This is a genomic window from Pseudanabaena sp. Chao 1811 (assembly GCF_027942295.1).
Lineage (GTDB): Bacteria > Cyanobacteriota > Cyanobacteriia > Pseudanabaenales > Pseudanabaenaceae > Pseudanabaena.
On record NZ_CP101416.1, the window covers coordinates 792762 to 818928 of the forward strand.

General features: G+C 41.1%; 26 protein-coding genes. 6 read left to right on the forward strand and 20 right to left on the reverse strand.

Features of this window, described 5'->3' with window-relative positions; all coding sequences use genetic code 11:
- Positions 1-9 precede the first annotated feature (9 nt).
- Entirely contained in the window at positions 10-462 is a 453-nt protein-coding gene (gene gvpJ, locus NMG48_RS03795; RefSeq protein ID WP_169362246.1) for a gas vesicle protein K, read from the forward strand.
- Here gvpJ and larC (NMG48_RS03800) read toward each other — a convergent pair whose 3' ends face one another.
- From larC (NMG48_RS03800) to NMG48_RS03850, 11 genes are all read right to left on the reverse strand, one after another.
- Positions 463-963: a nickel insertion protein gene (larC, locus tag NMG48_RS03800; RefSeq protein WP_271254053.1), complete on the reverse strand. Its 501-nt coding sequence runs from the start codon at positions 961-963 to the stop codon at positions 463-465.
- 14 nt (positions 964-977) lie between these two features.
- The gene (gene larC / locus NMG48_RS03805; protein WP_271254054.1) at positions 978-1871 is read right to left on the reverse strand and encodes a nickel pincer cofactor biosynthesis protein LarC; all 894 of its coding nucleotides are present in this window, start codon (positions 1869-1871) and stop codon (positions 978-980) included.
- A 103-nt stretch (positions 1872-1974) separates the two neighbouring features.
- Positions 1975-3072, reverse strand: coding sequence for a pentapeptide repeat-containing protein (locus tag NMG48_RS03810; RefSeq protein ID WP_271254055.1), 1098 nt, complete (start codon positions 3070-3072; stop codon positions 1975-1977).
- 209 nt (positions 3073-3281) lie between these two features.
- Positions 3282-4232, reverse strand: coding sequence for a tRNA epoxyqueuosine(34) reductase QueG (gene queG, locus NMG48_RS03815; protein WP_271254056.1), 951 nt, complete (start codon positions 4230-4232; stop codon positions 3282-3284).
- A 46-nt stretch (positions 4233-4278) separates the two neighbouring features.
- Positions 4279-5364, reverse strand: coding sequence for a J domain-containing protein (locus NMG48_RS03820; protein WP_271254057.1), 1086 nt, complete (start codon positions 5362-5364; stop codon positions 4279-4281).
- Positions 5365-6030: 666 nt separating this feature from the next.
- Positions 6031-6756 carry a tetratricopeptide repeat protein gene (locus NMG48_RS03825; RefSeq protein WP_271254058.1) on the reverse strand — a complete coding sequence of 242 codons (726 nt, stop codon included), beginning with the start codon at positions 6754-6756 and terminating at the stop codon, positions 6031-6033.
- A 106-nt stretch (positions 6757-6862) separates the two neighbouring features.
- Positions 6863-7909 carry a hypothetical protein gene (locus tag NMG48_RS03830; RefSeq protein WP_271254059.1) on the reverse strand — a complete coding sequence of 349 codons (1047 nt, stop codon included), beginning with the start codon at positions 7907-7909 and terminating at the stop codon, positions 6863-6865.
- Positions 7910-8225: 316 nt separating this feature from the next.
- The gene (ald, locus tag NMG48_RS03835) at positions 8226-9308 is read right to left on the reverse strand and encodes an alanine dehydrogenase (protein ID WP_271254060.1); all 1083 of its coding nucleotides are present in this window, start codon (positions 9306-9308) and stop codon (positions 8226-8228) included.
- A 177-nt stretch (positions 9309-9485) separates the two neighbouring features.
- The gene (locus tag NMG48_RS03840) at positions 9486-11798 is read right to left on the reverse strand and encodes an MASE1 domain-containing protein (protein ID WP_271254061.1); all 2313 of its coding nucleotides are present in this window, start codon (positions 11796-11798) and stop codon (positions 9486-9488) included.
- 104 nt (positions 11799-11902) lie between these two features.
- A complete protein-coding gene (locus tag NMG48_RS03845; protein ID WP_126388230.1) occupies positions 11903-12544 on the reverse strand; it encodes an LON peptidase substrate-binding domain-containing protein in 642 nt (213 codons plus the stop codon).
- 81 nt (positions 12545-12625) lie between these two features.
- The gene (locus NMG48_RS03850) at positions 12626-13612 is read right to left on the reverse strand and encodes a sensor domain-containing diguanylate cyclase (protein WP_271254062.1); all 987 of its coding nucleotides are present in this window, start codon (positions 13610-13612) and stop codon (positions 12626-12628) included.
- Between the two features lie 302 nt (positions 13613-13914).
- Between NMG48_RS03850 and NMG48_RS03855 the strand changes: the two genes are divergently transcribed.
- Together NMG48_RS03855 and NMG48_RS03860 are read left to right on the forward strand one after the other, a co-directional pair.
- Entirely contained in the window at positions 13915-14502 is a 588-nt protein-coding gene (locus NMG48_RS03855) for a rhomboid family intramembrane serine protease (protein ID WP_271254063.1), read from the forward strand.
- Positions 14503-14753: 251 nt separating this feature from the next.
- Positions 14754-15332: a rhomboid family intramembrane serine protease gene (locus tag NMG48_RS03860; RefSeq protein ID WP_271254064.1), complete on the forward strand. Its 579-nt coding sequence runs from the start codon at positions 14754-14756 to the stop codon at positions 15330-15332.
- A 36-nt stretch (positions 15333-15368) separates the two neighbouring features.
- On the opposite strand, the gene NMG48_RS03865 is transcribed toward NMG48_RS03860, so the two are convergent.
- The gene (locus NMG48_RS03865) at positions 15369-15746 is read right to left on the reverse strand and encodes a response regulator (protein WP_126388235.1); all 378 of its coding nucleotides are present in this window, start codon (positions 15744-15746) and stop codon (positions 15369-15371) included.
- Positions 15747-15881: 135 nt separating this feature from the next.
- The gene (locus NMG48_RS03870; RefSeq protein WP_271254065.1) at positions 15882-17033 is read right to left on the reverse strand and encodes a UDP-sulfoquinovose synthase; all 1152 of its coding nucleotides are present in this window, start codon (positions 17031-17033) and stop codon (positions 15882-15884) included.
- A gap of 399 nt (positions 17034-17432) precedes the next feature.
- On the opposite strand from NMG48_RS03870, the gene NMG48_RS03875 reads away from it, so the two are divergent.
- Together NMG48_RS03875 and NMG48_RS03880 are read left to right on the forward strand one after the other, a co-directional pair.
- On the forward strand, positions 17433-18581 hold the full coding sequence (locus NMG48_RS03875; protein ID WP_271254066.1) for a hypothetical protein: 1149 nt from the start codon (positions 17433-17435) through the stop codon (positions 18579-18581).
- 284 nt (positions 18582-18865) lie between these two features.
- On the forward strand, positions 18866-19507 hold the full coding sequence (locus NMG48_RS03880; protein WP_126388241.1) for a hypothetical protein: 642 nt from the start codon (positions 18866-18868) through the stop codon (positions 19505-19507).
- Positions 19508-19532: 25 nt separating this feature from the next.
- On the opposite strand, the gene NMG48_RS03885 is transcribed toward NMG48_RS03880, so the two are convergent.
- Positions 19533-19823 carry a hypothetical protein gene (locus tag NMG48_RS03885; protein ID WP_126388243.1) on the reverse strand — a complete coding sequence of 97 codons (291 nt, stop codon included), beginning with the start codon at positions 19821-19823 and terminating at the stop codon, positions 19533-19535.
- A gap of 73 nt (positions 19824-19896) precedes the next feature.
- Positions 19897-21261: a DUF3084 domain-containing protein gene (locus NMG48_RS03890; protein ID WP_271254067.1), complete on the reverse strand. Its 1365-nt coding sequence runs from the start codon at positions 21259-21261 to the stop codon at positions 19897-19899.
- A 372-nt stretch (positions 21262-21633) separates the two neighbouring features.
- Here NMG48_RS03890 and NMG48_RS03895 point away from each other — a divergent pair, with 372 nt between their 5' ends.
- Positions 21634-22572 (forward strand): AAA family ATPase, encoded by a 939-nt coding sequence (locus NMG48_RS03895; protein ID WP_271254068.1) that lies wholly within the window; start codon positions 21634-21636, stop codon positions 22570-22572.
- A gap of 56 nt (positions 22573-22628) precedes the next feature.
- On the opposite strand, the gene NMG48_RS03900 is transcribed toward NMG48_RS03895, so the two are convergent.
- The 5 genes from NMG48_RS03900 to NMG48_RS03920 form a co-directional block, all read right to left on the reverse strand.
- Positions 22629-22961 carry a type II toxin-antitoxin system PemK/MazF family toxin gene (locus tag NMG48_RS03900; RefSeq protein WP_271254069.1) on the reverse strand — a complete coding sequence of 111 codons (333 nt, stop codon included), beginning with the start codon at positions 22959-22961 and terminating at the stop codon, positions 22629-22631.
- On the reverse strand, positions 22945-23217 hold the full coding sequence (locus NMG48_RS03905; protein ID WP_271254070.1) for an AbrB/MazE/SpoVT family DNA-binding domain-containing protein: 273 nt from the start codon (positions 23215-23217) through the stop codon (positions 22945-22947). Before NMG48_RS03905 ends, NMG48_RS03900 begins: the two co-directional genes overlap by 17 nt.
- Before the next feature lie 122 nt (positions 23218-23339).
- Positions 23340-24332 carry an arsenosugar biosynthesis radical SAM (seleno)protein ArsS gene (arsS, locus tag NMG48_RS03910; RefSeq protein WP_271255233.1) on the reverse strand — a complete coding sequence of 331 codons (993 nt, stop codon included), beginning with the start codon at positions 24330-24332 and terminating at the stop codon, positions 23340-23342.
- Positions 24333-24360: 28 nt separating this feature from the next.
- Positions 24361-24792 (reverse strand): Hpt domain-containing protein, encoded by a 432-nt coding sequence (locus tag NMG48_RS03915; protein WP_271254071.1) that lies wholly within the window; start codon positions 24790-24792, stop codon positions 24361-24363.
- Positions 24793-24963: 171 nt separating this feature from the next.
- Positions 24964-26121 carry a pyridoxal phosphate-dependent aminotransferase gene (locus NMG48_RS03920; protein ID WP_271254072.1) on the reverse strand — a complete coding sequence of 386 codons (1158 nt, stop codon included), beginning with the start codon at positions 26119-26121 and terminating at the stop codon, positions 24964-24966.
- Positions 26122-26167: the final 46 nt, after the last annotated feature.

Genomic DNA, 26167 nt, shown 5'->3' on the forward strand with positions numbered 1-26167 from the left:
AAAAACATAATGACCGATAGCAATGATAGTTTAATCGTCAAGCCCAAAAAATCTGGACTAGCGCCATTGATTCTCACTTTGGTGGAATTGTTGCGCCAGCTAATGGAAGCGCAGGTAATTCGGCGGATGGATGCTGAGAAATTAACTGAGTCGGAAATTGAGAGAGCCGCAGATAGCTTACAAGCTCTAGAGAAACAGATCTTCAATCTTTGTGAAGTTTTAGAAATTGATCCCGAAGACCTCAATCTCGATCTCGGTGAATTTGGGAAGCTGCTGCCTAGACGCGGAGCCTATTATCCAGATCAGTCCTCTAGTGAGTCATCGATTTTGGAATTACTCGATCGCTTGATTAGTACAGGAATCGTCCTCGAAGGTGATGTGCAGATTGGACTCGCCGACATTAACCTAATCGATCTCAAATTAAAATTATTACTAACTTCAGGCGATAAATCCGCTTCTTAACTAGAAATTGGCAAAGCTAATCTCTAGCAAACTCTCTCCTGCAAGCTTTACAGCTTCTTGAATGCGAGTTAATGGCACATGATGCGATCGCGCTAGCTTCGCACAGTCCTCATATTCTGGTTGAATTGTCCAGAAGCCGTCCCGCCATGCCATCTTCACTCGCGCCTTGCCATATTCCGTTACGACTTCACGAATCTCACGATGAAGGATTTTGCGCTCTTGCCAACGATAGCGAATACCGAGAGTACTAGTTTCCCGAAAGAGAATTTGCTCACAAATAGACTGGCGATCGCAATGACAAATAACAGTAATGAGAGTCCCGTTGCGGGATTTTTTCATGCCCACTGCTTGGGTATACACATCCAGAGCACCGTTTTGCAATAACTGCTCCATCGTGTAGGCGATCAATTGAGCAGACATATCATCAACTTGAGTTTCAAGAATGACAATGGTTTCCGTAATGCTTGCGACTGTTTGCTGTTTGTCAATTTCTTGAATCAAAGCAGCATTAATCTCTAATCTTTTTTTTTATCTTTGGACTTACTCTTCCCAACCCACAACCGTAAGGCATTAGGAATTTCTAAATCCTGAGAACCTGCCCCTAAACCTACTTTTTTGATTTTCATTAAGGGAACTTCGCCAAACTTTTCACTGAGGGTGACAGCGATCGCCGCTCCTGTGGGGGTGACTAATTCCTTGCGAATGCCATTATCAAAGGTAGTTACACCATGTAGTTCCCATAATTTCAAGGTGGCGGGGGCAGGCACGGGCATCTTGCCATGATCGCAATTGACATAGCCCCCACCCGCAGGCAAAGCCGAGCAATAGATTTTTTCGACTTCTAACCAAACAAAGCCTGCACAGGTACAGACAATATCGACGATCGCATCGATCGCTCCTACTTCATGAAAATGGACTGCTTCGGGGGCAATCCCATGCACGGCTCCCTCGGCGATCGCTAGTTCTTTAAATATCGCTAAACTCCATTTCTCAACCTGCGCTGGTAATTTAGCATGACGAATAATATTCTCAATATCGGGTAAATGCCGATGCTCTTTATGGGTATGCTTTTCATGATGATCATGACGATGGGAATGTTCTCCATGAGTGTGCGCGTCATGATCGTGAGAGTGACTATGGGTATGATCATGGCTATGCTCATGGGAATCAGTGGCGGCTACGGTTGGTGGCTCATTACCGACATAATTCAATAACTCCACATGGAGCTTTGTTGCTTGAATGCCACCACGATAAACAGATTCTGTCCATAGCTTCACTTCGCGATCAAGTCCCAATTTATGAACAATATCTTGCAGATATTCTAGTGGGACACCTGCGTTCACTAGCGCCCCCAGACACATATCACCTGCGATACCTGTCGGGCAATCTAAATATGCAATGGTTCCCATACTTAATCACTACAGAAATTATAAAACTACTCTGGTCTGCATCCTAGCATTGATATTGATTTTCATGGCATCCAAGATCTAGAAAGTGACTCTGGCATATCTTCTATGGTAGCGAGAATCCAATTACTCCTTGAAGATTAGCACCTTCCCAAATAGTACTTTCCACTAACGCATCTGTTAAATTAGCATTAGCAAGATTTGCCTTTGAGAGATTTGTTCCCATAAAGTTAGCACCACTTAAATCTGCACCGCCCAAGTATGAATTTTGCAATTCAGCCACAGCAAAATTTGCCTGTTTGAGAATTGCCATACTTAAATCAACTTCCTTCATTTCTGTATGACGAAATTTAGTTTCGATGCAGATTGCCTGTGTCAAGATTGCTCTGTACAGGTAGGCGCGACTAAAATCAGCATGACTAAGATTTGCCTTAGTTAAATTCGCCATACTCAAAAAAGCATCACCCAAAAAAGCGTCACATAGTTCAGCACCAAATAGTTGCGCTCCACTTAAGATTGCACCTCCCAGATTAGCTTTATTGAGAATTGCCTTATTTAAGATTGCCTCGCTAAAATTTGCCATCAGGCAACCAGCCATGCTGACATCTGCAAAATCAAGTGATGCACCACATAAATTTGCACGAGTTAGCAAGGTTCCCCGTAGTTTGGCACGACTCAGCTTGGCATGACTTAGATTCACATTGCTCAAGTTTGCGCCACTAAAATCAGCATTTTGGAGATCTGCTCCACTGAGGTTTGCACTATGGAGATTAATCTTTTTGAAACTCTCTCCACTTAGATTTACACCCCGTAAATCTGTATCACTGAGATTTGCGGAACCAAGATTGATACCCCTAAGCTCTAGCGATCGCAAGTCAGTACCAGCCAAATTAACATCTTGGACATTCGCTTGACTAATATTAGCCTGAGCCAAGATTGCACCACGCAAATCAGATCCCTTTAAGTTGGCATTAGAAAACACGGCTTCGCTTAAATTTGCACCGACTAAATTTGCGTAGCTTAAGTCCGTCCTACTAAAATTAGCCTTGCTGAGGTTGACTTGACTCAAATTTGCACCACTAAGCTTTAGCCCAGACAAATCTACTTTTGTGAGATCGATCGCCTCAGGTTGAGCTTTTTCGCGCCAAGCATTCCAATGCTCAGCACCATCTTTAATATGTCGAACAATTTTTAGATCAGCCAAGATGATAGTTACTCAAATTTATGCTTGGGTATCATTCTAATCTAAGGTTTTTTATTCAATAAATCTAGATAAGCGAAATGGCTGATATGGCTATATAGGTCTAGAAGATTGTTTCTCCGCCGAAGGCGGAAAACAATCCTCTAGACTGGAAAACGCTATATAGCTAGTAATATTTTTGATGGTGCGACTTTTTCGCACCATCAAAAATATTAAATTAGCAATGTTTTAGCGTTGCGATGCCAGCGATCACGTTTAATTCTTCGCAGTGCCGAACCTGTAAAATTCTGATCCCACTCTTCTTCAGTCATATTTACTAAATCTGTTAATTGGGGATCGACATTATGGGGAAAGGGTTGAAAATCAGCTTCTAAGGTCTCTTGAGCAAAACGCTGATTCCAAGGACAAACATCTTGGCAAATGTCACATCCTGCAACCCAGTTGTGTAAATTAGTGGCGATCGCATCAGGAATTTGTTCGCCTTTGTTCTCAATGGTGTGATAGGCAATACAGCGATTAGCATCTACCACAAAAGGCTGGGCGATCGCCCCCGTTGGGCAAGCATCAATACAGCGCGTACAAGTTCCACAATGTTCGGTATGGGGGCGATCAGGTTCTAGTTCGAGATTGGTAAGAACTTCTCCGAGAAATAACCAAGAGCCATATTCACGAGTAATCACATTGCTATGTTTGCCAATCCAACCGATTCCCGCCCTTTGAGCAAAGGCTTTTTCTGCGATCGGTCCCGTATCTACATAGTAACGAGTTTGAATTTTTTCCCCTTGATACTCACCCAGTGATTCTAACCAAGTAGCCAAAGCCTTTAACTTTTTAGTCAAAACCTTATGATAGTCGCGCCCCCAGCCATAGCGAGAAATTTTCCCCACTTGGCGATCGCTTGAATGTTGATGGGGGGTGTAATAATTCAGCGCTACACAAATGACCGACTTTACCCCTACCATTACCTGAGTGATATCTTGGCGCTTGGGATTTGCCATCCAGTCCATATCCGCTTGATAGCCCAGAGACAACCATTCTTGCAAGCGTTCTGCCTCAATCCCAGACTCAGCTTTGGTAATTCCGACTTTGCTAAATCCTAGATCTAAGGCTTTTTGCGCGATCGCTTGTTTGAGTTCTTGTGGAGATAATTGGTGCTCTTTCATATTTCAAATCAAAAATGCGATGTTTAGCATCGCATTTTTGATACTTTTAGCCTCCACCTAGCCAACCAAAAAAACCACCTTTTTTCTCTTCTTTGGGTTTGGCTTGAGATTTATCTGTATTCGTGGCTATACCGCTAACTTGGTTAATGTACTGGAGTGCTAATGGTTCTTCAGGATTCAGCTTCAAGGCTTGCTGGAAACTGACTTTTGCCATACCTGCTAATTTTTGATTCATATAGACAAAGCCTAACAAAGCATGACATTTGCTGTTATTACAATCAATTTGAATCGCATTCCGTAATTCTTTTAATGCTGAAGCCCATAATTTTTGACTGATATAGATTTCAGCCTGACGAATATATTGACTACTAGAAACATCATTAGCATTACTAGCATTGCTACTAGCTTGGTTCGTATTTTTGCTTGATTCGTCCTTATTCGCAGTGTTGTTTGCCACATTACGGGATGACATTTGAGCCTCACTCCGCATTTGGTAACTGCTATTTGAACTATTAGCATAGGAAGCAGTAACTCGACTGGTACTAGCGCTACTAGCAACATTGCTATTGGTATTGTTAGCAAAGCTTTGAGGCGAAGCTTTTGGTGTACTAATCCCTGAAATTGTTGGCGAGTCTGATGTGTGTCTATATCCTTCTTGTAACAGGATATGTACTAAATTCAGCTCACTTAGTAAGCCAATATGTTCTAGAACTTGATCGAGATTTTGATACTGAGATTTTGCAATTGTCTGAACTGTTTGTTCGTAATTGATCTCTGTCGCAGAAGTTAAATATTTTTTGGCAATTTCTGATTGGGGCAGAAATGTCTGGTTACGTTTCATTAAACGCTTGCCAAGTAGTTTTAGAATCGCCGAATATTCTGTACGTTCACGCTCTTGGGAAAGTACATCGTAGGCAGGATTAACGAGTTTGGATAGATATTGCGTAGCTACTTGCTTTTCTACTGCTGTGCGTCCATGAATGTCTGGATGCAGGCATTTTGCGATCGAGAGATAGCGTTTACGCACATGGGAAGCTTCAGCTGTCAGTGGTAAGCCTAATACAGCATAGTAATCATTAAAGTCATACTGACCGATGCCACGCTCTATACGAAATGTTTTTGGGTTTTCCACTATCGATCCTCGGCTTTTTGCGACCCAAACAAAATTTTTTAGATTTTAAACTAGATAAGTAATAATAGCTTACCCATAATTATTAATACAGCTATGATCGCCACAATTACACATTTTCCATAGATAAAATACAGCACTTTACGGAAAAATGTGGAAGATATTCGCAAGGTAAAAACCATACTCAGTAAGGTTTTGAGCTATAAATTGTACCTGCGGTAATATCTAAGGTGCTGTATTTAAAATTTACACATTTTTGCTTTGAGCGATACAGTAATTCGTCTAGATGCCTTACCCCGTATACATAACTTAAAATTCAATCTCCGTAATAAGTAGCTAGACGTAATTAAAACCCAAAGACATGTGACGCACGCGCAACGTGCGTCACATGTCTTTGGATTATGCAATGAAATGACAAAGTTATTTATAGCCTCCCAAAACCTATTTCAACGTCAGTTCGGTCTAAGCTAGCAAATTTCAAAAGTCCAAAAGTAAAAGCCTTGCTATGCAAGGCTTTTACTTTTGGACTTTGAGAGAGGGTTTGCTTTTGTGAAAAGTGAGTTCCATGTAGCAACTTGCACCATACTTCGCATGAAAATTGCCAAAAATAGGAAGCATCGCTTAGCGATGCTTCCTATTTTTGTTTGCGACAAACTGAAGTTAATGAAGTTATAGGCTCGCTAAAATCTGTTTTGCCGTTTGAATTTGATCGTTGCTAAAACCTGCTTCGTTTAGAAAGTTTAAGAACTCAGAACTGCGATATCTAACATCCACACCGATCGCGTCTCGAAATGTTTTTTTGGCACTGGGTTGATTGCCCGATGTCCATTGGGCGATCGCTAGAGCAACGAAAGGATGCGGGTTAGTTGGTTCGAGTTCGATCGCATTTTTGGCATAGGCGATCGCAAGGTCATATTGTTGTAAGCGCTGATAGGCAAGGCTGAGATTATAGTGAGCAATCTCATTATCAGTTTTGAGAAGTGCTGCCCAACTATGCAAAACTACCGACTGGGGCAAATCTCCACGCACGAGATAGACAATGCCGATCGCATTAAAAGCTTGTAAGGATGTGGGCGATCGATAAATTGCTTCCCAAAGAGATGCTGCTGCGGTGTCATGTCTTTTAGCAAGGTGCTGTGTCCAACCAAGGATAACTCTGCCATCGATATTCTGAGGATCGAGGGTGACTGCTTTTTGGAAAGCAGCGATCGCATCGTCGAGGCGTTCTTGTTTGCGATAAGCCAGTCCCAATTGGCGATATTCTTCGGCAGCCTGTTTATCAGCTTGAGATGTTTTGGCAGACTGTGCTGAGTTAGGTTTAAGATTAGCCGCAATTGCAGATGATGCAGATGACCAAGATGATATTGATATCCCGCTAGTAATGAGTATCAGCAAATTTAACAAGCTGAAAATATTAGACAATCTTTTCAAAGCAAGTTGTATCCCTAGAATAAAAAAGGTTCGCAAAGCGAACCTTTTTTATTCTATTTTATTTGCTGGTTTATTTGCTGGCAGTAAGTTGACGATAAGCTCTCGCAACGAGTTTGTCATTTACAAAGGTGGCATTCAGATTCATATCTTTGTTTGACCAGCTCACAATCACTGCGCGATCGCCAAACTTGTGATCGATGCCTAAAGGCTTCCCTTCGCCTCCCAAGATACTTGCTACTTGGTCATACCCCATTCCCCGTCCTAAACAGACATAGTTTTTGAGCGTGACCCCCGGATTGCCACAACGGTACTGCACGTTGGTGGTGATGTTATTGTCATAGTGGCGTGGAGGAAGCAGGGCAAGGTTGATTGTTGGTCCCGATAATGCTTCGGTTAGCCAATATAGACAGATCAGTAATACCCCCAGTACTAAGACATCTTCAATCACAGCACGGACTAAATTGCGCTGATGGCGACGTTTGATTTGTTGGGCTTTTTCCTTTGTCCAAGTTTCCCAAGGAAAATTATCCACCCATTGGATCGTGTCGTTAAACTTGGCGATCACACTAGTACGGATTGCTTCTAAGGCTCCCTTAGGATCACGGATGGTAATACGGCTAGTAGTACGGGCAGCAGCAATGGTTTTCGGATCAAGTAACCATCCACGAAGACGACGTACTAGATTACCTGCTTTAGACTTGCCCTTTGACAATGCACTTTGTTGCGAATTCCGAGCAAGCGATCGCTTGTCCTCTGTTCTTGCAAGCGCACTTTTAGGTAAGGGGGCTGGTGCAGCAACTAATGGAATATCTCTTCCCTGTGATAGGACTAAATTATCTTCCCCAATGACATAAAATTCCCATTCAATGCGGCGTACCCCAATCAACTGCAAGCGATTGAAGTATCGATCAATGCTTTGAGTAAATTCATTGAGGCGATCGCGATCGGAGTTAGCAGCAATCAAAGTAAAAGCAATGGATAGAACTTGCTGTTCAAACTTAAATTCCGTTTGCTCAGCCGCTACTAGATCCATATAGTCGGAAGCAAGACTAGTCAGAACATACTGTAATTTCTGCCAAGCCTGTCTATCTTCAAGATTTAACCGCACTGCTTTCATGATTTATCCTCATCTTAGACCTTAACTCGGTCCCAGTCTCTAGCAACTGATTTTGGGTATGTAGTTGCTCTGTTTGTAACACTCACGATGTTACCCAAACTAATAAAGGTTTTTAACATGGCTAGAAAATATAGCAATCCTCAATGATTTACGAGATGTGCAATTTACATCTCATAAATCATTAAGGATTCCCAAATAAATAAGTCCTACTATCACAAATTCAGAATGACGGCGCTTTGAGCCGCCATTCTAAGAGAATTATCTCCCCGCCGAAGGCGGGGAGATAATTCTTTATTGAAAATCGCTGTATTTGTATTCATAAGTCAGGAAATGCTTCGGCGACGGCAGGATAGACAATTTGACCATTTTGAATATTTAGTCCTTTCGCTAAGGTGCGATCGCGTTTTAATGCTTCCAAACCAAAATCCGCCAACGCACAGGTATAAGGAAGTGTGGCATTGACCAAGGCTTGAGTGGCAGTCCAAGGCACTGCCCCCGGCATATTTGGCACACCGTAATGCAAGACTCCTTCCTCCACATATATAGGAGAGGTGTGGGAAGTTGGGCGCACTGTTTCGATACATCCCCCTTGATCGACTGCCACATCAACAATGACGGAACGCGATCGCATTTTCTGCACTAGTTCACGGTTTACTAGAGTCGGTGCGCGTTTGCCTGCGATTAAGACTGCGCCAATGACGAGATCAGCAGAACTAACAGAATCAGCGATATTGCTGCCGTTGCTATATAACAATTGCACCCGTGAACCAAAGAGGGATTCTAATTCACCAAGACGTTGAAGATTCACATCTAAAATTGTCACCCTTGCCCCTAGACCGATCGCCATTCTTGCCGCCTCTGTACCAACTACACCACCACCTAGTACAACGACATGTCCTGATCTGACTCCGGGAATGCCTCCGAGTAATACCCCACTGCCGCCCTGTTGCTTAGTCAAGTAATGCGCCCCAAACTGTACAGATAGCCTTCCCGCGATAATGCTCATCGGTACAAGCAAAGGCAACTGACCATTATCTAACTGTACTGTTTCATAGGCGATACAGGTTGCGCCCGATTTGATAAGCGCTTCAGTTAATTGGCGATCGGCAGCGAGATGGAGATAGGTAAATAGAATTAGTTGCGGATGAATTAAAGCATATTCACTAGGTAAAGGCTCCTTCACCTTGACCACCATTTCTTGGGCGTATACTTCTTGGGGTGTGGCGACAATTTTTGCCCCTGCACGGATATACTCATCATCGCTAAAGCCAGAACCAATCCCCGCATTGGTCTCAACAAAAACTTGATGCGATCGCGCTGTTAAAGTGGCTACCCCCGCAGGCGTAAGCCCCACACGAAACTCAAGATCCTTAATTTCCTTTGGCACACCAATTTTCACTGCGATTTCTCCTCAAAAATCAAGAACTTGACTAATTTCATCTAATTAGCTTGGCACAATTAAGAACTAGAACCTGTAGCAAGCTGCGCTTGCGCTAAAGTTTCTGGTTTATATTTAATTGGAATAGCAACACAAAGTATTGCCATCAATTAATTTTAATAATTTTAAACCCATTGTCTAAGCCTTGTGTGCGCTATGCTGCGATCGCAATAGAGCCTCCACTAACAAATTGACATTAACGGGTTTACTCACGTAGTCATTCATCCCCGCAGCCAAACAGAGTTCGCGATCGGTATCCATAGCATTTGCTGTAACAGCAATGATATAGGGCTTATTTTCCAAACCTAAATCATTAATTATCTGCTTAGTCACCTCAATTCCGTCTATTTCAGGCATTTGCACATCCATCAAAATCACATCATAGGTATGTTGGCGTAAGGTTTCCAAAACTTCAATTCCATTAACAGCAATACCAATTTCTTCGTAACCTAATCTATTTAAAATTTTACAAGCAACTTTTTGATTAACGATGTTATCTTCAGCGATCAGAATCTTCAAAGGAAATTTCTGTGCTAAGTTTTGCTCGAAATATGATGGCTGATTAACTTCCAGTACATCATTTTTAGGTGTAGTCGTTATCAGTTTAGGGGCTTGCAGACTAACAGTAAACAGAAAAACACTGCCAATCCCTCTTCTACTATTGACAGTAATTTCACCCCCCATCATGTCGGCGATTCTCTGACTAATTGCTAATCCTAAACCAGTACCTTGATTTTTAAAGTTGTTTTCACCTACCTGTTCAAAGGGCAAAAATATAGATTCTAATTTACTATTATCAATGCCGACTCCTGAATCTTCAATCTCAAATTTCAGTGACACCAATTTGTTTGATGAATTATCAGATGATAGCGTTTCAAGCTGAGAAGACTTTAGAGCAGCAACTCGAAATATCACATGCCCCTTATTCGTAAATTTAACGGCATTACCAAGCAAATTAAGCAGGATTTGCTTGAGCCTTTTACTGTCTGCATAAACTAATTCAGGTAGATCAGGGGCAAACTGGTAAATGAAATCAATCTTCTTTTGATTAGCTTGAACTTGAATGATTTCTACTAAATTTTTGACCAATGATAACAGGTGTACTTCTTGGAGATGAAGCTCCATTTTGCCAGATTCTATTTTAGAAATATCCAGTATGTCATCAATTAGGGTTAGTAAATGTGTACCAGATTGATAAATTGTCTGAATATCTAGTTTCTCTTGATTGTCAATATTTTTAGATTCTTGTAAGAGTTGGACTAATCCTAAAATTGCATTAAGAGGAGTCCTTAACTCATGACTCATATTAGATAGAAATTCAGTTTTAGCACGATTTGCCAATTCCGCAATTTGTTTTGCCTCTGTTAGGGCTATATTTTGTTTCTCCAAAATGAATGCAGTATCATTTAGAATCGATTTACTTTTTTCGAGTTGAATTGATTTATTAGTTAATCTCAGCTTTGATTGTTGTAAATTTGTGATTGCCTGTTGTTTCTCCGAAAGTATGGCAATTAGGCTGAGCGTAGTTACAACAATCACAATAATAAAAGATTGTAATAAAACTAATGAAGAGGCATTGTTTTTAGAAGCAAATGTTCCAAATCCTTGAACAGTTCCTAAAATTGCAATCGTTGAGATAATAACAATTAAACTCGTAGCTCCTAATTGCCCAAATCTTAGAACTGTCCACACAAGACAAGGAATTAACATGTATTCTAAGTCATATCCTTTATAAAAGGATATAAACCCTAGAAAAATCACAACAACAACTAAAATAATTGCTTCTAGTATTTGCCATTGATGAATTTTGGGTGGTTTTGGTTTTGCAATATTAAATAAGATTTTGCTATCTTTAGGAACTTTGAAATTCTTGAAATAAAATTCATAAAAGCTTAAAATTAATGGCGTAAATATACATATACCCGCAACATTAGAAATCCACCAAGTTAACCAAGTAATATCAAAACTCGACCAAGAGACTTTGCTACCTAGACATAAACAAACTACGCCGACGGTAGCATTAATCATTGGCGCAAAACCACAGGTCAAAAAGAGAAATTTATAAACATCATTCAACCTTCTGAATGGATGTTTTCCTTTAATTGTTTTGCGTAATAGATAGCCACCAGCCCCAGTACCAATGCTTGTACCGATCGCAATTCCTAATACTTGAAGGATAGAGGCAGTCATCGTAGACCAGCTCTGAGCATCCCAAAATGCCCAGATATTGGCAAGAAACGAACCAATTAAAACCCCTGGTAAAACCTGATACCCGAAAATTATTACTGCCGCAGATGCAAATCCATCAGGTGGCCACACAGGTGTAACAGATTGGGGTGTAGCTGCCACATGCCGTGAAATTTCAGCTGTGCCGTAATAAACTAGCGCCAATACTACAATTGCTACAATTCTTGGGAATGTCTTTAAACGTTTCTGTGAAAGAACCAACATTTTCCCATACCTATGTAGTAGAGACTGTAAGTTGAAAGCGTATAACGACTAGTTTTTTAGCTACTTTTTATATATACATGAGTATACATAAAAAATAAGTTTCTCTAGATTTCTTTAAAAGTATCTTTCAAAACGGTGCGAGCAGCTAACTGACTTCTTGTAGAAGACAATATTTCTGCTTCACGACGCAGTCTCGCGGCTGTATCAAGGGTTTCTAATAATGATTGCTGCTCTAGGCTAGCACCTTGAAAATTGCTCGCTACCCAGTAAGACAATTCAATCGGGCTGCGTGGAATTTTGGGTAACTCAATTTCTTGATCGGTTAACTTCTGGGAAAGACGGATCACATCATTGAGCAGTTCTCGGACCTCTGTAGCTAATAAATATGGCGCATCACTGCTCGGCTCGTCTTGAATCCACTCCACCAATCCAACTCGGTAGGGGGTTTCACGCACATACTCTAGTACTCGAAACCGTTGCTGTCCCATAGTCAGAAGCTTAAAGCGATCGTCTGGTAGACGGTGATACTGCACGATTTGGGCAACGCATCCGATATTTGCAGGTTTACCTGTCTCCGAGTCCCACATTAGTACACCAAACATGCGATCGCTCTCCAAGACAGTATTAATCATCATGCGATAGCGATACTCAAAAATATGAAGCGGCAGAGACTGTCCCGGAAATAACACCAACTCAGGTAAGGGGAACAGTGGTAATTCTCTAACTGAAACTGATGATGAAGTCATGTTGCTGAGCTTGACACTAAGACGTTTTTCCTAGTTTAGCCTGTTAAAGCCAGAAATGAGAGTGGCTACTCTACTTGTCCATCATCCCCAGATTGCTGTCTGGTTACGTCCTTGTTGTTTTGCGTTATATAGAGCTTGATCTGCCTGATTAATTAGAGATTTTGGTGATTTGTCTAAACTAGGAACCAAGGTGGCTAACCCTAAACTAATCGTGACTATCTTACTCGCCTCAGAAGCTTGGTGGGGAATACCTAAGTCCTGAATGGTACTATGCAGCTTTTCAGCTACTGCGATCGCCCCTTGTGCATCTGTATTCGGCAAAATAATCACAAACTCTTCGCCACCATAACGAGCCACCAGATCGGCTGAACGGCATACGACCTGTTGTGTAGCTTGAGCTAGTTTCACCAAACACTCATCGCCAATTTGATGTCCATAGGAATCGTTATAGCGTTTGAAATAATCAACATCAAACAAGAGCAAAGAGATTGGTTGCATTTCTCGACATAACCTGAACCATTCCTGTTCTAGGCGATCGTCAAAACAGCGACGATTAGCAATTTTGGTTAATCCATCAATATTTACTAGCTTTTCTAGCTTCTGGGTTGCACAGTGCAACTCTTCATAGAGCTTTCGTAATTCTTTTTCTGTTTGTTTTTGAGAAAGGATTGCTGTCTCAGCAATCTTCTTTGATTTTAAAATTTCATCTTCGTAATGAATACGCTGACTAATGGGGATCAGAATGCAATTATTGACTAGAGTTTCTGAGTAATATTGACGCGCTGCATTAATCAGCATAGGAATATCTCTTCCCTCTTTAGTTCTTAGAGAAAAATAAATTTCTTCAGCTTTATTATGCAGTTTTAAAAGAGGCAAGAAATGAGTTTGATAAAAAATTTTGCTGCCAATTGGCAAGATTAATTCTATTTTTTGTCCTATGATTTCATCTATTGAGTATCCCAGTATTTCTAATAGCGTGGTATTGACGATTAAAATCTTGCTATTGTCATTGAATGAGAGGAATCCACAGGGTGCTGTATCTAATATAGAGTCTATCTGATAATCCACAGAAATAAGATTATTTAGCAAATAAAGTAAAAAATATTGATGAAATAACCACCTTTATTTGATCTATTTTATCGTAGATAAAATGATAATCAACTTAGTTTTCCGATCATCCCTCAGAAAATTCGACATTAATAATCTTGCGACTTTTTGAGCATTGTCTTTAGCGAGATTGTTTATGATAGTTAAGTTAGAAAGGCGATCGCTTTCAATGAACTTTGAGGATTAGTACAAGTAGCGAGCGCAAAGCCCTATCTGTACGAAGGATCGCTGTCAAAAATTGCTTTCAGTCTGGAGTAAAAATCATGAAGCAAAAGCTACAAACAATTAGTGGAGAGCTAAAAACTCAATTTAAGATTTTAGGAAGTTGCGTTATAGTCTTTTGGTCTGTAGTTATTGTTAATGAATTATTGTTTAGTGGCAGGCTTAATGCCTTAGGGATTCTGCCTCATCACTTGATCGGTTTGCGAGGTATTCTGTTTGCTCCATTTTTACATGGAGGCTTTTATCATGTTGCCGCTAATACACTGCCCTTTATTGTTTTAGGGTGGTTTGTGATGTTACGAAACATCAGTGACTTTTATTTTGTATCTTTTATATCAGCGTTAATCGGGGGGCTAGGAACATGGCTAGTAGGTAGACCTGATTCTGTACACATTGGTGCGAGTGGCGTAATTTTTGGATATTTTGGATATTTGCTATTTCGTGGTTACTTTGAGCGAAGTTTTGTGGCGATCGCAATTTCCGTGATAGTCGCCATGATCTATGGCGGATTAGTTTGGGGGGTATTACCAACACGAGCCTACATTTCTTGGGAAGGACATTTGTTTGGGCTTATTGGTGGAATTATTGCCGCTAAGATGCTATCTGAGAGTAAGAATAATAGACTTTAGTTATAGATGGTTGAAAGCTCTGCTCATATTGTCTCCTAAAGCCTGAGATATTTATCTTGATAAATATCAAAATAATTCCTCACTGAAGCTGACGATACGATTAATTAAAAAATCTTTGTGTACAGCCTATTTAGGGTTTGTGTAATACAGATAAATTTTGAAAAAGCTTGCTTCGCAAGCTTTTTCAAAATTTATCTGGGTTTCGAGAAAGCGCAAAGTACTGTAACTCTTTGAGATATGGAGATAAAAATATGAGTCAGAAAATAAACCCATTGAATAAAGAACAACAGAAAAAGATTTTTATTCTATTTTTTTTAGTATCAGTTTTTTGGATTGTAGTAGCTATAAATGAATTTTTATTTAATAGGAGCTTGATCTCATTTGGGATTATGCCTCAAAGTATTGTTGGTTTGCGCGGTATATTCATAGCTCCTTTTATCCATGCAAGTTTTTATTCGGTTGCCGAAAATACAGTCCCATTTATTATTTTGGGTTGGCTGGTAATTAACAGAAGCATCAAAGATTTTTATTTTGTGTTTTGTTCGTCAGTTATTTTGAGTGGTCTAGGAACTTGGCTAATTGGCAAACCTAATACACTACATATTGGTGCAGGTGGTGTAGTTTTTGGATTCTATGGTTATTGTCTATTTCAAATTTACTTAGAACGTAAATTTGCGATATTTTATACTTCGATTGCTATTGCTATAATCCTTTGTGCGCTTCTATTTTTTGGTATATTACCGAAACAATCTAATATTTCTTGGGAAGGCTTTTTATTTGGATTTATTGGGGGAATTATTGCTGCCAAATTCTTAGCATCTAAACAATAAAAAAGAAGCGTTGCTTTGCAACGCTTCTTTTTTAGTTTAAGAAACACTTTTAATAGCTTCTAGCAAACTACGGGTACAGGCTCCCTTATCACAAAAAGCATCGATATTTGCCCCATTAGAGATTGCCTGTGCCTTGCCGCCATCGGCTGCGGAATAAGCCACAATCTTGACATGAGGATATTTATTTTTGATTTCACTGGAGGCTGTCCAGCCATCCATCACGGGCATATGTAAGTCCATGACCACAACATCAGGCTCAAGCTTTTGGACTTTAGCGATCGCTTCTTTACCGTTAATCGCTACTTCTACAGATCCTATGCAGGCTTGTAAAGAAAGTGCTAGTTGTAAAGTACATCGTGTGAGTTCGTGGTCATCCACCACCAAAACGCGCAAAGTTTTTGTAGAAGATGTCATGGTAGGTACGGTAAGAAGGTCTTGACAATAACTCTGTTATGTAACCTAAGATACCTCTTTTTTGTTGTTAAAGCTTCTATCGCAGGGACTAATAAATAAAGACAAGTCATGATTTGCATGACTTGTCTTTATTTATTAGCTACGCCATTTTACTTTCGGCAAAATTTGCTTTTCATCAACACGATCGCGATATCTGACTGCAAAATTGAGCAATGAATCGAGCAGAGCATCAGAGAGAAAATGTGGCTGTAAACCCAACTCAAGAAGGTTAGTATTTTTAGCATTAAAATAATGCTCTTCTAATTCAACACGAGGGTTTTCGATGTTTTGAACTTCAACTTTAATACCAAGGGTTTGACCTGCTTTTTGTACCATCAACGCCAGATCGCGGATTGAGAACAGCTCAGTAAATTGGTTAAACACACGCATCTTGCCCGCTTCCGCAGGATTAGCGATCGCTAGTTCAATACAACGCACGGTATCACGGATATCAAGAAAACCTCGCGTCTGTCCACCCTTACCATAGACCGTCAGAGGATGCCCGATCGCTGCTTGGATACAAAAACGATTTAATGCTGTACCAAATACGCCATCATAATCAAGGCGATTGATCAGTAACTCATCCGTACCAGTCTCTTCAGTTAATACGCCGTAAACAACGCCTTGGTTTAGGTCAGTCGCCCGTAAGCCCCAAGCCCGACAGGCAAACTGAATATTGTGGCTATCGTGTACCTTGCTGAGATGATAAAAACTACCTGGTTGCTTGGGATAAGGAAGAGTATCTTTGCGCCCGTTATGTTCAATAGTGATATAGCCTTCTTCGATATCGATATTGGGCGTACCATATTCACCCATCGTACCTAATTTAACCAAATGGCATTCAGGATTATGCTCTTTGATTGCATATAGCAAATTTAAAGTTCCTACGACATTATTGACTTGCGTGAGTACGGCATGTTCGCGATCGATCATTGAGAAGGGAGCTGAGCGCTGTTCGCCAAAATGCACGACTGCCTCAGGCTCAAAACTACGGAATGCCTTCTGTAAAAATTCGTAGTTAGTAATGTCGCCGATAAATAGATCGATATCTTGACCTGAGACAGATTTCCACTTATGGATACGCTCTTGAATAGAGGTGATCGGTGTTAGCGTCGCTACACCTAACTCATTGTCCCAATGTCGGCGAATTAAATTATCTAAAACACCAACCTCATAGCCTTTATTGGCGAGATGCAACGCTGTCGCCCATCCGCAATAACCGTCACCACCAATTACCAGTACTTTCATGAATTCTGTGGGTTACAACTATTTTGAGTTACAGTTTCCAAATTAACCCTATCAGGATTTTACGGATTTGTGATGAGCAAGACCGAAATTTATTACCCCCTGTGTATCTAGAAACACATAGAGTATGTGGACTCGGAGGATTTTTAGATTGCGATCGCTACTTAGTAAAGAAGCAGATTTTTTGCAGCAAAGCAAAGCCGCATCGCCAAAAATCTGCTTCTTTACTAAATCGTTTCAGTGTATATTCGTAACTAGCTCAATGAGATTGAGAATACATTCACACACTCACGCAATTTAGCGGATCGCCGCCTTTCCCAAGCAAGTGTAATGTATTGAAATTAAGATAACCAAGAATAGTTAATAGCTATTCGTTAGTTAGACTAGGACGATTAGTCAAGTATGCTTTCGATTGCCGAACTTGCCCATCAACGAGATCCACAGGCGATCGCCGAAATTATTCGTCAAGAATTACAAACTCTTGACTCCAATCGCCTTGACGTGGAGGTGTCTATTGTTGATAGCAATTTAGAACTACAAATTCGGACAGATTCTGCCATTGACAAGGAAAAACTGCTGACATTAGTATCTAGCAACCTGAGAACTTTGCATATAGAATCAGTGGCAAAGTTTAAGATTCACTGCTGGCGCAATGATGATGAAATGAATGAACAGCGTCTTCTATGGACAGAGCAATTTATGATGGAGTCACTATCATCATCTTTATCCAAACCCCTAGAATTGGAGTCGGAACATCTCGAACTTCCAGAATCCTTAGCTCTAGAAAAACGTTCGCCCGAAACCCAGCTTTCTAAAGACTCGGTATTACAGAAAGCAATTAATAATCTTTCGTCCAACTCTACAAAAACAAGAAAGCAATTGCTGCCCGCGGAGCAATTGCAAGAACCGATACTTGTAGGCACAGCATTAAATAATTTAGCAACTCCACCTGTCGAAAAACATCACATCGATAATCAATCCACTAATTCCACTAATAATTATCATTTGCAGCTATTACTAGTCGGATTATCAATTATCTTATTAGGATTAGGTATAGGGGCATTAGTAAGGGCAATTACAAGTAAGAATGTCATATCTCCAAATGCGGAAATATCCTCTAGTAATTTATCTGTTAATAAGTCCTCAGATCAAAACCCTCAAAACATCAAGAGTCAGAGCCTTGATCCAGCGCTAACTACGAACCCTACCAAACCCTCATCTACGAAAGCTCTGCCCACATTACCTGCCGATACAACTGTAAATTCAACGCCTAATATTTCTGACCTAACCCCATCAAATCCTACTCAATCCCCCAGTACCTCACAAGAAGACGACAAGCCAATTACTCTCGAAAAGTTTAATCGTGTACAAAAGGGAATGACCGTTGAGCAAGTAGACAAAATCTTTGGTGTGTCGGGAAAAGTCATTGCCGAAAATACAACGAATAATAGTGTCGGGCAAGTTTACTCTTGGAAGAATCCTCAAGGCAGTAATGCGATCGTGGAGTTTAAGGATGGTCAAGTTGTAGCTAAGGCTCAAGCAGGTTTATAGATAAGTATCGCTAAGTAGCTAAGCGTAATTAAAAAACAGAACCAAAACCTGTGGCGCACGCTGCGCGTGCACCACAGGTTTTAAGGTTTTATATTTAATTGCATCCAGCTACTTAGAGCGATATTTATCTGGTTGGAAAATATGAGTCTTAGCCCCATATCTCCTTTTGGGGTTTTGAGTGACGATAGCTATATTGCTATAAAATTACATCTTGGGTGTCTCAACTCAGCTGTTAATCTAGCTAGTCAGTCAACCCCAGTCAAAGCCTAGTGGGAGAAAATTTTTTGGGTATCGATTTACGCAGCTATGTCTACTTGGACAACTTACAGCGACAACATGCTGCTTATTTAGGAACGATCGCACAAGGATTTTTACCCTTACCAGGTGACACCTCACTTTGGATTGAAATTTCTCCTGGCATTGAAATTAACCGTATTACCGATGTAGCCCTCAAGTCCACATCGGTTAGACCAGGGGTGCAGATTGTTGAGCGTTTGTACGGCTTGTTAGAAATTCATTCTGCGAGTCAAGGCGAAACCCAAGCCGCAGGCAGAGCAATTCTGCAAATGTTGGGCGTAACTGAGGAAGATCGGATTAAGCCAAGATTATTATCTAGCCAAATTATTCGTAATGTTGATGCCCATCAAACTCAACTGATTAACCGCTTTCGTCGTGGACAGATGCTTTTGTCGGGGCAAACTCTATACATCATGGAAGTTGAGCCTGCTGCCTATGCCGCCCTTGCTGCCAATGAGGCGGAGAAAGCGGCTTCAATTAATATTTTGGAAATTGTTGCAGTAGGTAGTTTTGGGCGTTTATATCTTGGTGGCGAAGAGCGAGACATCATGGCAGCTTCAGCAGCAGTACTTAATACCATCGAAAATATTAAAGGTCGCGATGTCTATGGCAACGATCGCAAAGAGTAATCAAAATTTGCCCAGCAAATTTTGATTACAGATCGTCTTCCCAACCACAACATTTACAACGCCATTGCTCTGGTGGCAATCTGAGGCGCGAGAATGCGGTACGGCATTCAGGACATTTTCCTGTAAAGATAGGATGCCAACCACATTCAGCTTCCATAGCGGGATCATAACTATTGGGATCATCGGGTTCCCACAAATCAGCGGATACAAAATCTGAGCAGACTCCCCATTTTGGTCCATAGGGATGTACAGCACAGACTAATAGGTTAGTGTGCGAGTAAAAATCACAGCGATCGCATAAAGATATTTTTGCCATAAATATATTTTCAATATATTTGAATTTGCAATATTTAGGGTTCGCAGCACAACATGTCGGCTTCTAATTGGGGTTAACTGAACCGAGCAATTTCAATACCATTTTGACGGATAACTAACTCTAGAGTGAGCGAACTAGCAGGAAAAATTGCTTCCTTTGCCACTGCCCTAATTTCGTAGGTCGATTTAAGCTCACTAGCAACTCTAAAAAGTTCGGTTAGGGCATCAGGGGGAAAGTTACCGACTTTGCCTGTGACAGGATTTGCTAGTACACCCTCACGCCTTGCCCGAAAACTTACTAATAGAAATAGTTGCTCGATACGTGATGCTAAAGCCTGTGGTGTAAGGTTTGGCATAAATTGGAGAGTAGCAATTTCATCGCCCCGTGCAAAGATCTGACGATTGAGGGTGACATCGGCAGCGATCGCTACTTGAGTTTCCCGCTTCAAAAAATTGCCTGCGGAGAGAATCCGAATCACATAGCTCTTTCCATCTTTGATCCGATTCAGCAATCCTTCAATTTGAGCATCGGTAATTCTGATGACTGGTTCCTTGGGTGCTTGATCGGGCAGAAAATCAAGAAGCTCACGGGCATTACGCTCAGCCTGTTGTAATAGTTGGATACTGGCTTGACGCAATTCCGCATTGCTTAAATTAGGACGCACCACCCCGATTGACAAAATCTGATCGGCAAAAATGGCTACGTTGCCTTTGCGTAGAGCCTCAAGACTGATGATCAATTGTTCGCGGGCGGATTCTAGAGAGGCGATCTCGGAGGTGAGATCAACTCGTTGTTTTTCGATCGCAACCAACCGCTGCTCTGATTCATCAACTTTTTGTTTAAGGGTTTCGCGATCGCGGGAAATACTTGCGAGTTCACCCGAAATCCGTTCTTTCTCTTGTCGCAGTTGATTGCTTTCAGTTTGAAGATTTTCTTGCTCTTTGGTCAAATTTTGAATGCGATCGCGCAAATCTGCTTCTTGTTGGGAAGCCTTTTTGAGTTCTTCATCTGCCTTTTGAAATTTGGTTTCGACATTTTGTAACAAAGCCTGAGTTTCTGCTTGCTTACGCACTGCTTGGACTAAAGACTTGTTAATTTCTCCTAAGCGTTGTTGGGCTTTTTCCTGTTCATTTTTAGCGGCATTTAGCTCAGTCTCAACTTTTTGCTTTTGTTGTTGACTGCTTGATAGCTCTGAGCGAATGCTTTCTAAACGAAATAGTCCATCCCTTAACTGTCCACTAAGGAGCAACAAAATTCCTAACGTTGACGCAGAAATCATGCCACCTGTGGCGATCGTCACTAAGGTAGCGGTGTCACGCGGTCTCAGGTTGAACATGCTAAGTCGCGCCCTACCAACCTTAGTGCCAATGCGATCGCCTAGCGTCGCAATAATGCCGCCTAAGATCAAAATCGCTAAAACCAGCGTATATCCAGCCATGTAACTCCTGAGTCCTCACGCTGTTGATTTTAGCAGACAAACAAGAGAGTCAGCGAATGCCCCAAGCATAGCGACCGATTACATTGTCCATTTTTAAAAATTGATGCATATACCAATCTAGTGAAGTAGAGGATTGTGTCTCCGCCTTCGGCGGGGACACAATCCTCTTATCAAGAAGAGAATGGCGGCGCATTGCGCCACCATTCTCTTCTTGGGTTTTGATTTTGTCTTAACACAAGCGACAATAACTATATTAAATCGCGGAACCCTCAGTCATAATCATGATGGTGTTACGCTAAAGCAAGCCATAATCAGTAAATTTAGTCCAGCTTGCGCGGTTTATAGATCGGCATAGGTTTTTACGAGCAAAATATGGAAAAGCAACTCAAAATACAACAGTTAGTTGACAATCTAGCAAAGGCGATCGTTGGCAAGGATGAAGCGATTCAACTAGTTTTAGTGGCGCTATTTTCGGGTGGTCATGCCTTGCTCGAAGATGTCCCGGGGGTAGGTAAAACTTTACTAGCAAAATCTCTCGCTGCTTCTATTTCTGGGAAATTTCAACGGGTGCAATGTACACCTGACCTATTACCCACAGATATTACAGGTACAAATATTTGGAATCCTCAAAAGGGAGAATTTCAGTTTTTGCCAGGACCAATCTTTGCGAATGTCTTGTTAGCTGATGAGATTAATCGTGCTACTCCACGTACTCAATCGGCATTGCTGGAGGTAATGGAAGAAACGCAAGTAACGGTTGACGGCATCTCGCGTAAGGTTCCTTCACCATTTTTTGCGATCGCTACTCAAAACCCAATTGAATATCAAGGTACTTTTCCATTACCAGAGGCACAACTTGATCGCTTTGCGTTATCTTTTAGCATTGGCTATCCCAGTGAAGTTGAAGAATTGGAAATGCTCAAAAGATTGCAATCGGGGCAAATTGGCTCAGCGAACTTAGAACCATGTATTACCCCTGAAGAAGTTCTAGAAATTCGTAATCTTGCGACTCAAGTACCTGTCAGTGATGCAACTAGCGAATACATTGTCAATGTGGTGCGGGCAACACGCAATGATGAAGAGATTACTCTCGGTGTGAGTCCTAGAGGGACTTCTGCATTATTGCGATCGGCTCAGAGCTATGCCTTAATCCAGCAAGCGCTCGATCCTAGTCGCCAATCTAATTATGTGCTACCCGATGATGTCAAGTTTCTCGCACCCTACGTGTTAGGACATCGCATTATTGTCGCAGGTAGGCGATCGCCTAAGAATATTATTCAGCGCTTACTAGATGTTGTTACTGTTCCTTAGGGTTCTGCGATTTATGGCAGCGCGGCAAAGCCACGCTGCCATAAATCGTTGCTTAGCTATTCTCCATACATTTCTGTAACTATCCTTCTTAATTGAGCAGCCTGATCTGCAGATAAAGAGTCAATCTTGTTTTTTAGACGAATTTTGCTAATAGTACGGATTTGATCAACGGCAATCTCCGCCTCGCTACCAGCGCAAATAATCTGAAGACGACTGCGCCATTTTGGATGAAGTTTAGAAGTTAATGGACAAATAACTACTGTGTCTAACAACGAGTTCATCGCATCCTGACTGATGATAACCACAGGACGAATTTTGCTGATTTCACTGCCTAATGTAGGATTGAGATCCGCAAAATATATTTCATATCTTTTAGGAACCGACTTCATTCATCTCCAATCCATCTAGCAGCGTATTGTCAAAATCTTCCCAATCCTCACACTCCTGAGCCATTTCTTGATAAGTTTCCTCCCAAGATAGTTTTGCATCATCCATTTGGCGCAATAAAATACCCCGCTCAGTCTCTTCTAAAAGTAACGTGTCTGAAAATCCATACTTTTGCAGAATAACTTTGGGTAATCTGACACCTTTAGAGTTACCAATTGAAATGAGCTTGATGCTATGAATTCGCGACGGTTTTGTCATGACTGAAATACAGGCAATAATTAATATGCCATACCATGTAATTACTGTAGTTACGTTTATGTTCTATGTCAATAAAACCCAGAAGAGAGTTACGGCGTAACTCTCTTCTGGGTTTTATTGCGTCACAATAATGCACCACCGCAGCTAGATCCACTGCCTGCGGTGCAGCCATAGCAGTAGTCAGCCGTTTGAATTTCTTGGATAATATCTAAAGTTCCCTGTTCTAGAATTTTGGCAATAGTGAGAACTTCTCCATGAGGAGATCGCGCTGGCAGGTCTTCCATCTGATTAAAATCGCAATCATAGATATTCCCTTGATAATCCACTGAAAGCTGATTGCGACACATGACATGACCGAGTGTAGTCGGATTAAAATTGGTTTCTAAGAAAGATGTATATTCCTCTTCTAATTTGCGATGCTGTAAATGGAACTTACTTCTACCAATGGGAAGATTGGTGATTGTAAATAGGTTATTAAAAACAATGCCGAAATGCTCTTGAAGATGGGCTTTGTAAGCGGCTTGTAAATTCTGTTGATTGGGAGCAAGGGAAAATTTATTAGCAGTGGGAAGTTGGGGATTGTATACCAAGTCTATGATTAGCTGAGGATCGCTACCATAGCCTAAGCGATTGAGCCATTGCAAAGCTTGAATTGACTTATCAAATACACCTTTCCCACGCATTTTGTCCACATTATCCTCAAGATAACAGGGCAATGAAGCCACCACGCGCACCTGATGCTGAGCAAAGAATTCTGGAATATCCTCATAGCCCTTCTCAAAATAAATTGTCAAATTAGAACGCGCGATCGCTTCTTTGCCCGATGCTCTTGCTGCTTTCACTAAGTCACGAAATCCGTACAGCATTTCTGGAGCGCCCCCCGTGAGATCCACTGTCTGGATTTGGGGAAAGCGTTGAATGATTTCAATTAGTTGTTGACAAATTTCTGGAGATAATTCCTCGGTGCGATAGGGGCTTGCCTCTACATGACAATGGCTACAAGCGAGATTGCAAATCTTGCCTAAGTTGATCTGTAACACCGAAATATCATGTTTTAAAAGTGGGGCTGTGAGCTTCTGGGAAAAAGGTGTAATCGCGATCGCAGGAACTTGCATATATAGACAATCCAAGTCAATTTCTCACTTATTCTGCCATAAACTCAATCACACGGACTTGGATAGCCCGAATCACTTGTTCATATTCATTAGTTAGTAAATGCAAAATATCTGATGAAATATTGATATTTCCAGTTTTACCAACATGTTCTAAATATTTACATATCTGTGACAGTCTGACCGCGCCAATACTAGCACTGGTTGATTTGAGAGAATGGGATGACAAGCTAAACTGGTTGGGATCTTGATTAGCAAAGGCTATTTGAATTTCTTCTAGCAAATTTTCCGCAGAATTTAGATAAATCGTAACTAGGTCAGAAAATGCTAGATCATCATCGATTGATTGGCGTAAACCCTGAAATGTATCAACGTTTAAAGTCGGCAAATCAGCAAATTCTGGATAGTTTTGCACTATTGTCGATATATCTATAATCGCCTTGGTTTCTATATTCTCAACCATAGTCTTGCTCCTAACCATAGCGATGTAAATTGCAAAAAAGACTAATAACCTTAGTCTTTTCTTATAGCGTTTTTAATTTTACTGAAAGCAAAATTAAAACTTGGTTTTTTACTAGGATTGATTGTGGATTTTCAAATGAGTGCATACTCATTTGAAAATTACGATAATTGCCTATAATTTTAGTTTACGCAAATTATCAACTGCTAATGCAATCGTGCTATCTTTCTTAGCAAAACAGAACCTTAATCCATTTACTTTATCCCGTTCAGGATGACTAAAGCAAGTTCCGGGGACAGCCGCTACTAGTGCTTCCTTGGCAAGACGAAAGGCAGCACTTTCGGCATCCTTGGCGATCGCTGAGCTATCAGTCCAAATATAGTATGCACCCTTAGGAAGTACTGGTGATAAACCGAGTTCGACTAAAGCTGGATAAAGCAGATCGCGCTTGCGTTTGTAATCGAGTGCCATGTTGGTAAAGTACTCGCGTCCAAACTGCATTGCCGTAAGAGCTGCATGTTGTAGAGGGGCGGGTGCACAGATCGTAATGAAGTCATGGATGCGACGCATAGCCGCAGTTAGGATAGGGTTGGCGACTGTATAGCCCAAGCGCCAACCTGTGATACAAAAGGTTTTCGAGAAGCCATTCACTACAATTGTGCGATCGCGCATTCCCTCAATGCTCATCAAGCTAATATGCTCTTGTTCATAGATGATGTATTCGTAAATCTCATCGGTAATGGCATAGACATCATACTGCTGGCAGAGCTTCGCAATTAATTCCAATTCTGTCCTTGTCCAAACCTTCCCTGTAGGATTAGCAGGGCTATTGATGATTACAGCCTTAATCCCTTTTTTAAACGCAGGTTCAAGGATTTCTTGGGTAATTTCCCATTGTGGTGGTTGCAAGGTAATGAATTCAGGGATGCCGCCTACCGTTGCTAAATTGGGAATGTAGTTTTCGTAAAACGGCTCAAAAATTAAAACGCGATCGCCTTGATCGATCAGTGACATCAGGGCAATATTTAAGCCTTCCGTTGCGCCACAACATACAGTAACTTCAGTATCAGGATCAACGGTAATCTGATTATCCCGTTGCATTTTTTCGGCGATCGCTACGCGCAATTTTTCCCAGCCCCAGCTATCAGCATATTGATTAAAGTCTGACGCGATCGCTGCTCTAGCTGATTCCTTAAGTGCTTCTGGTGCAGGAAAGTCAGGCAAACCTTGGGCTAGATTAATTGCACCAAATTTTTCGCAGTAACGGGAGGCTTCACGAATTTGGGATTCTTTGGTTTGCAGAGCGCGTTGTGATAGCGGAAATGTAGTCAAGGTCGTATCTCTAGATTGATTACAAAAAATAAAAGCGGCGCAACGC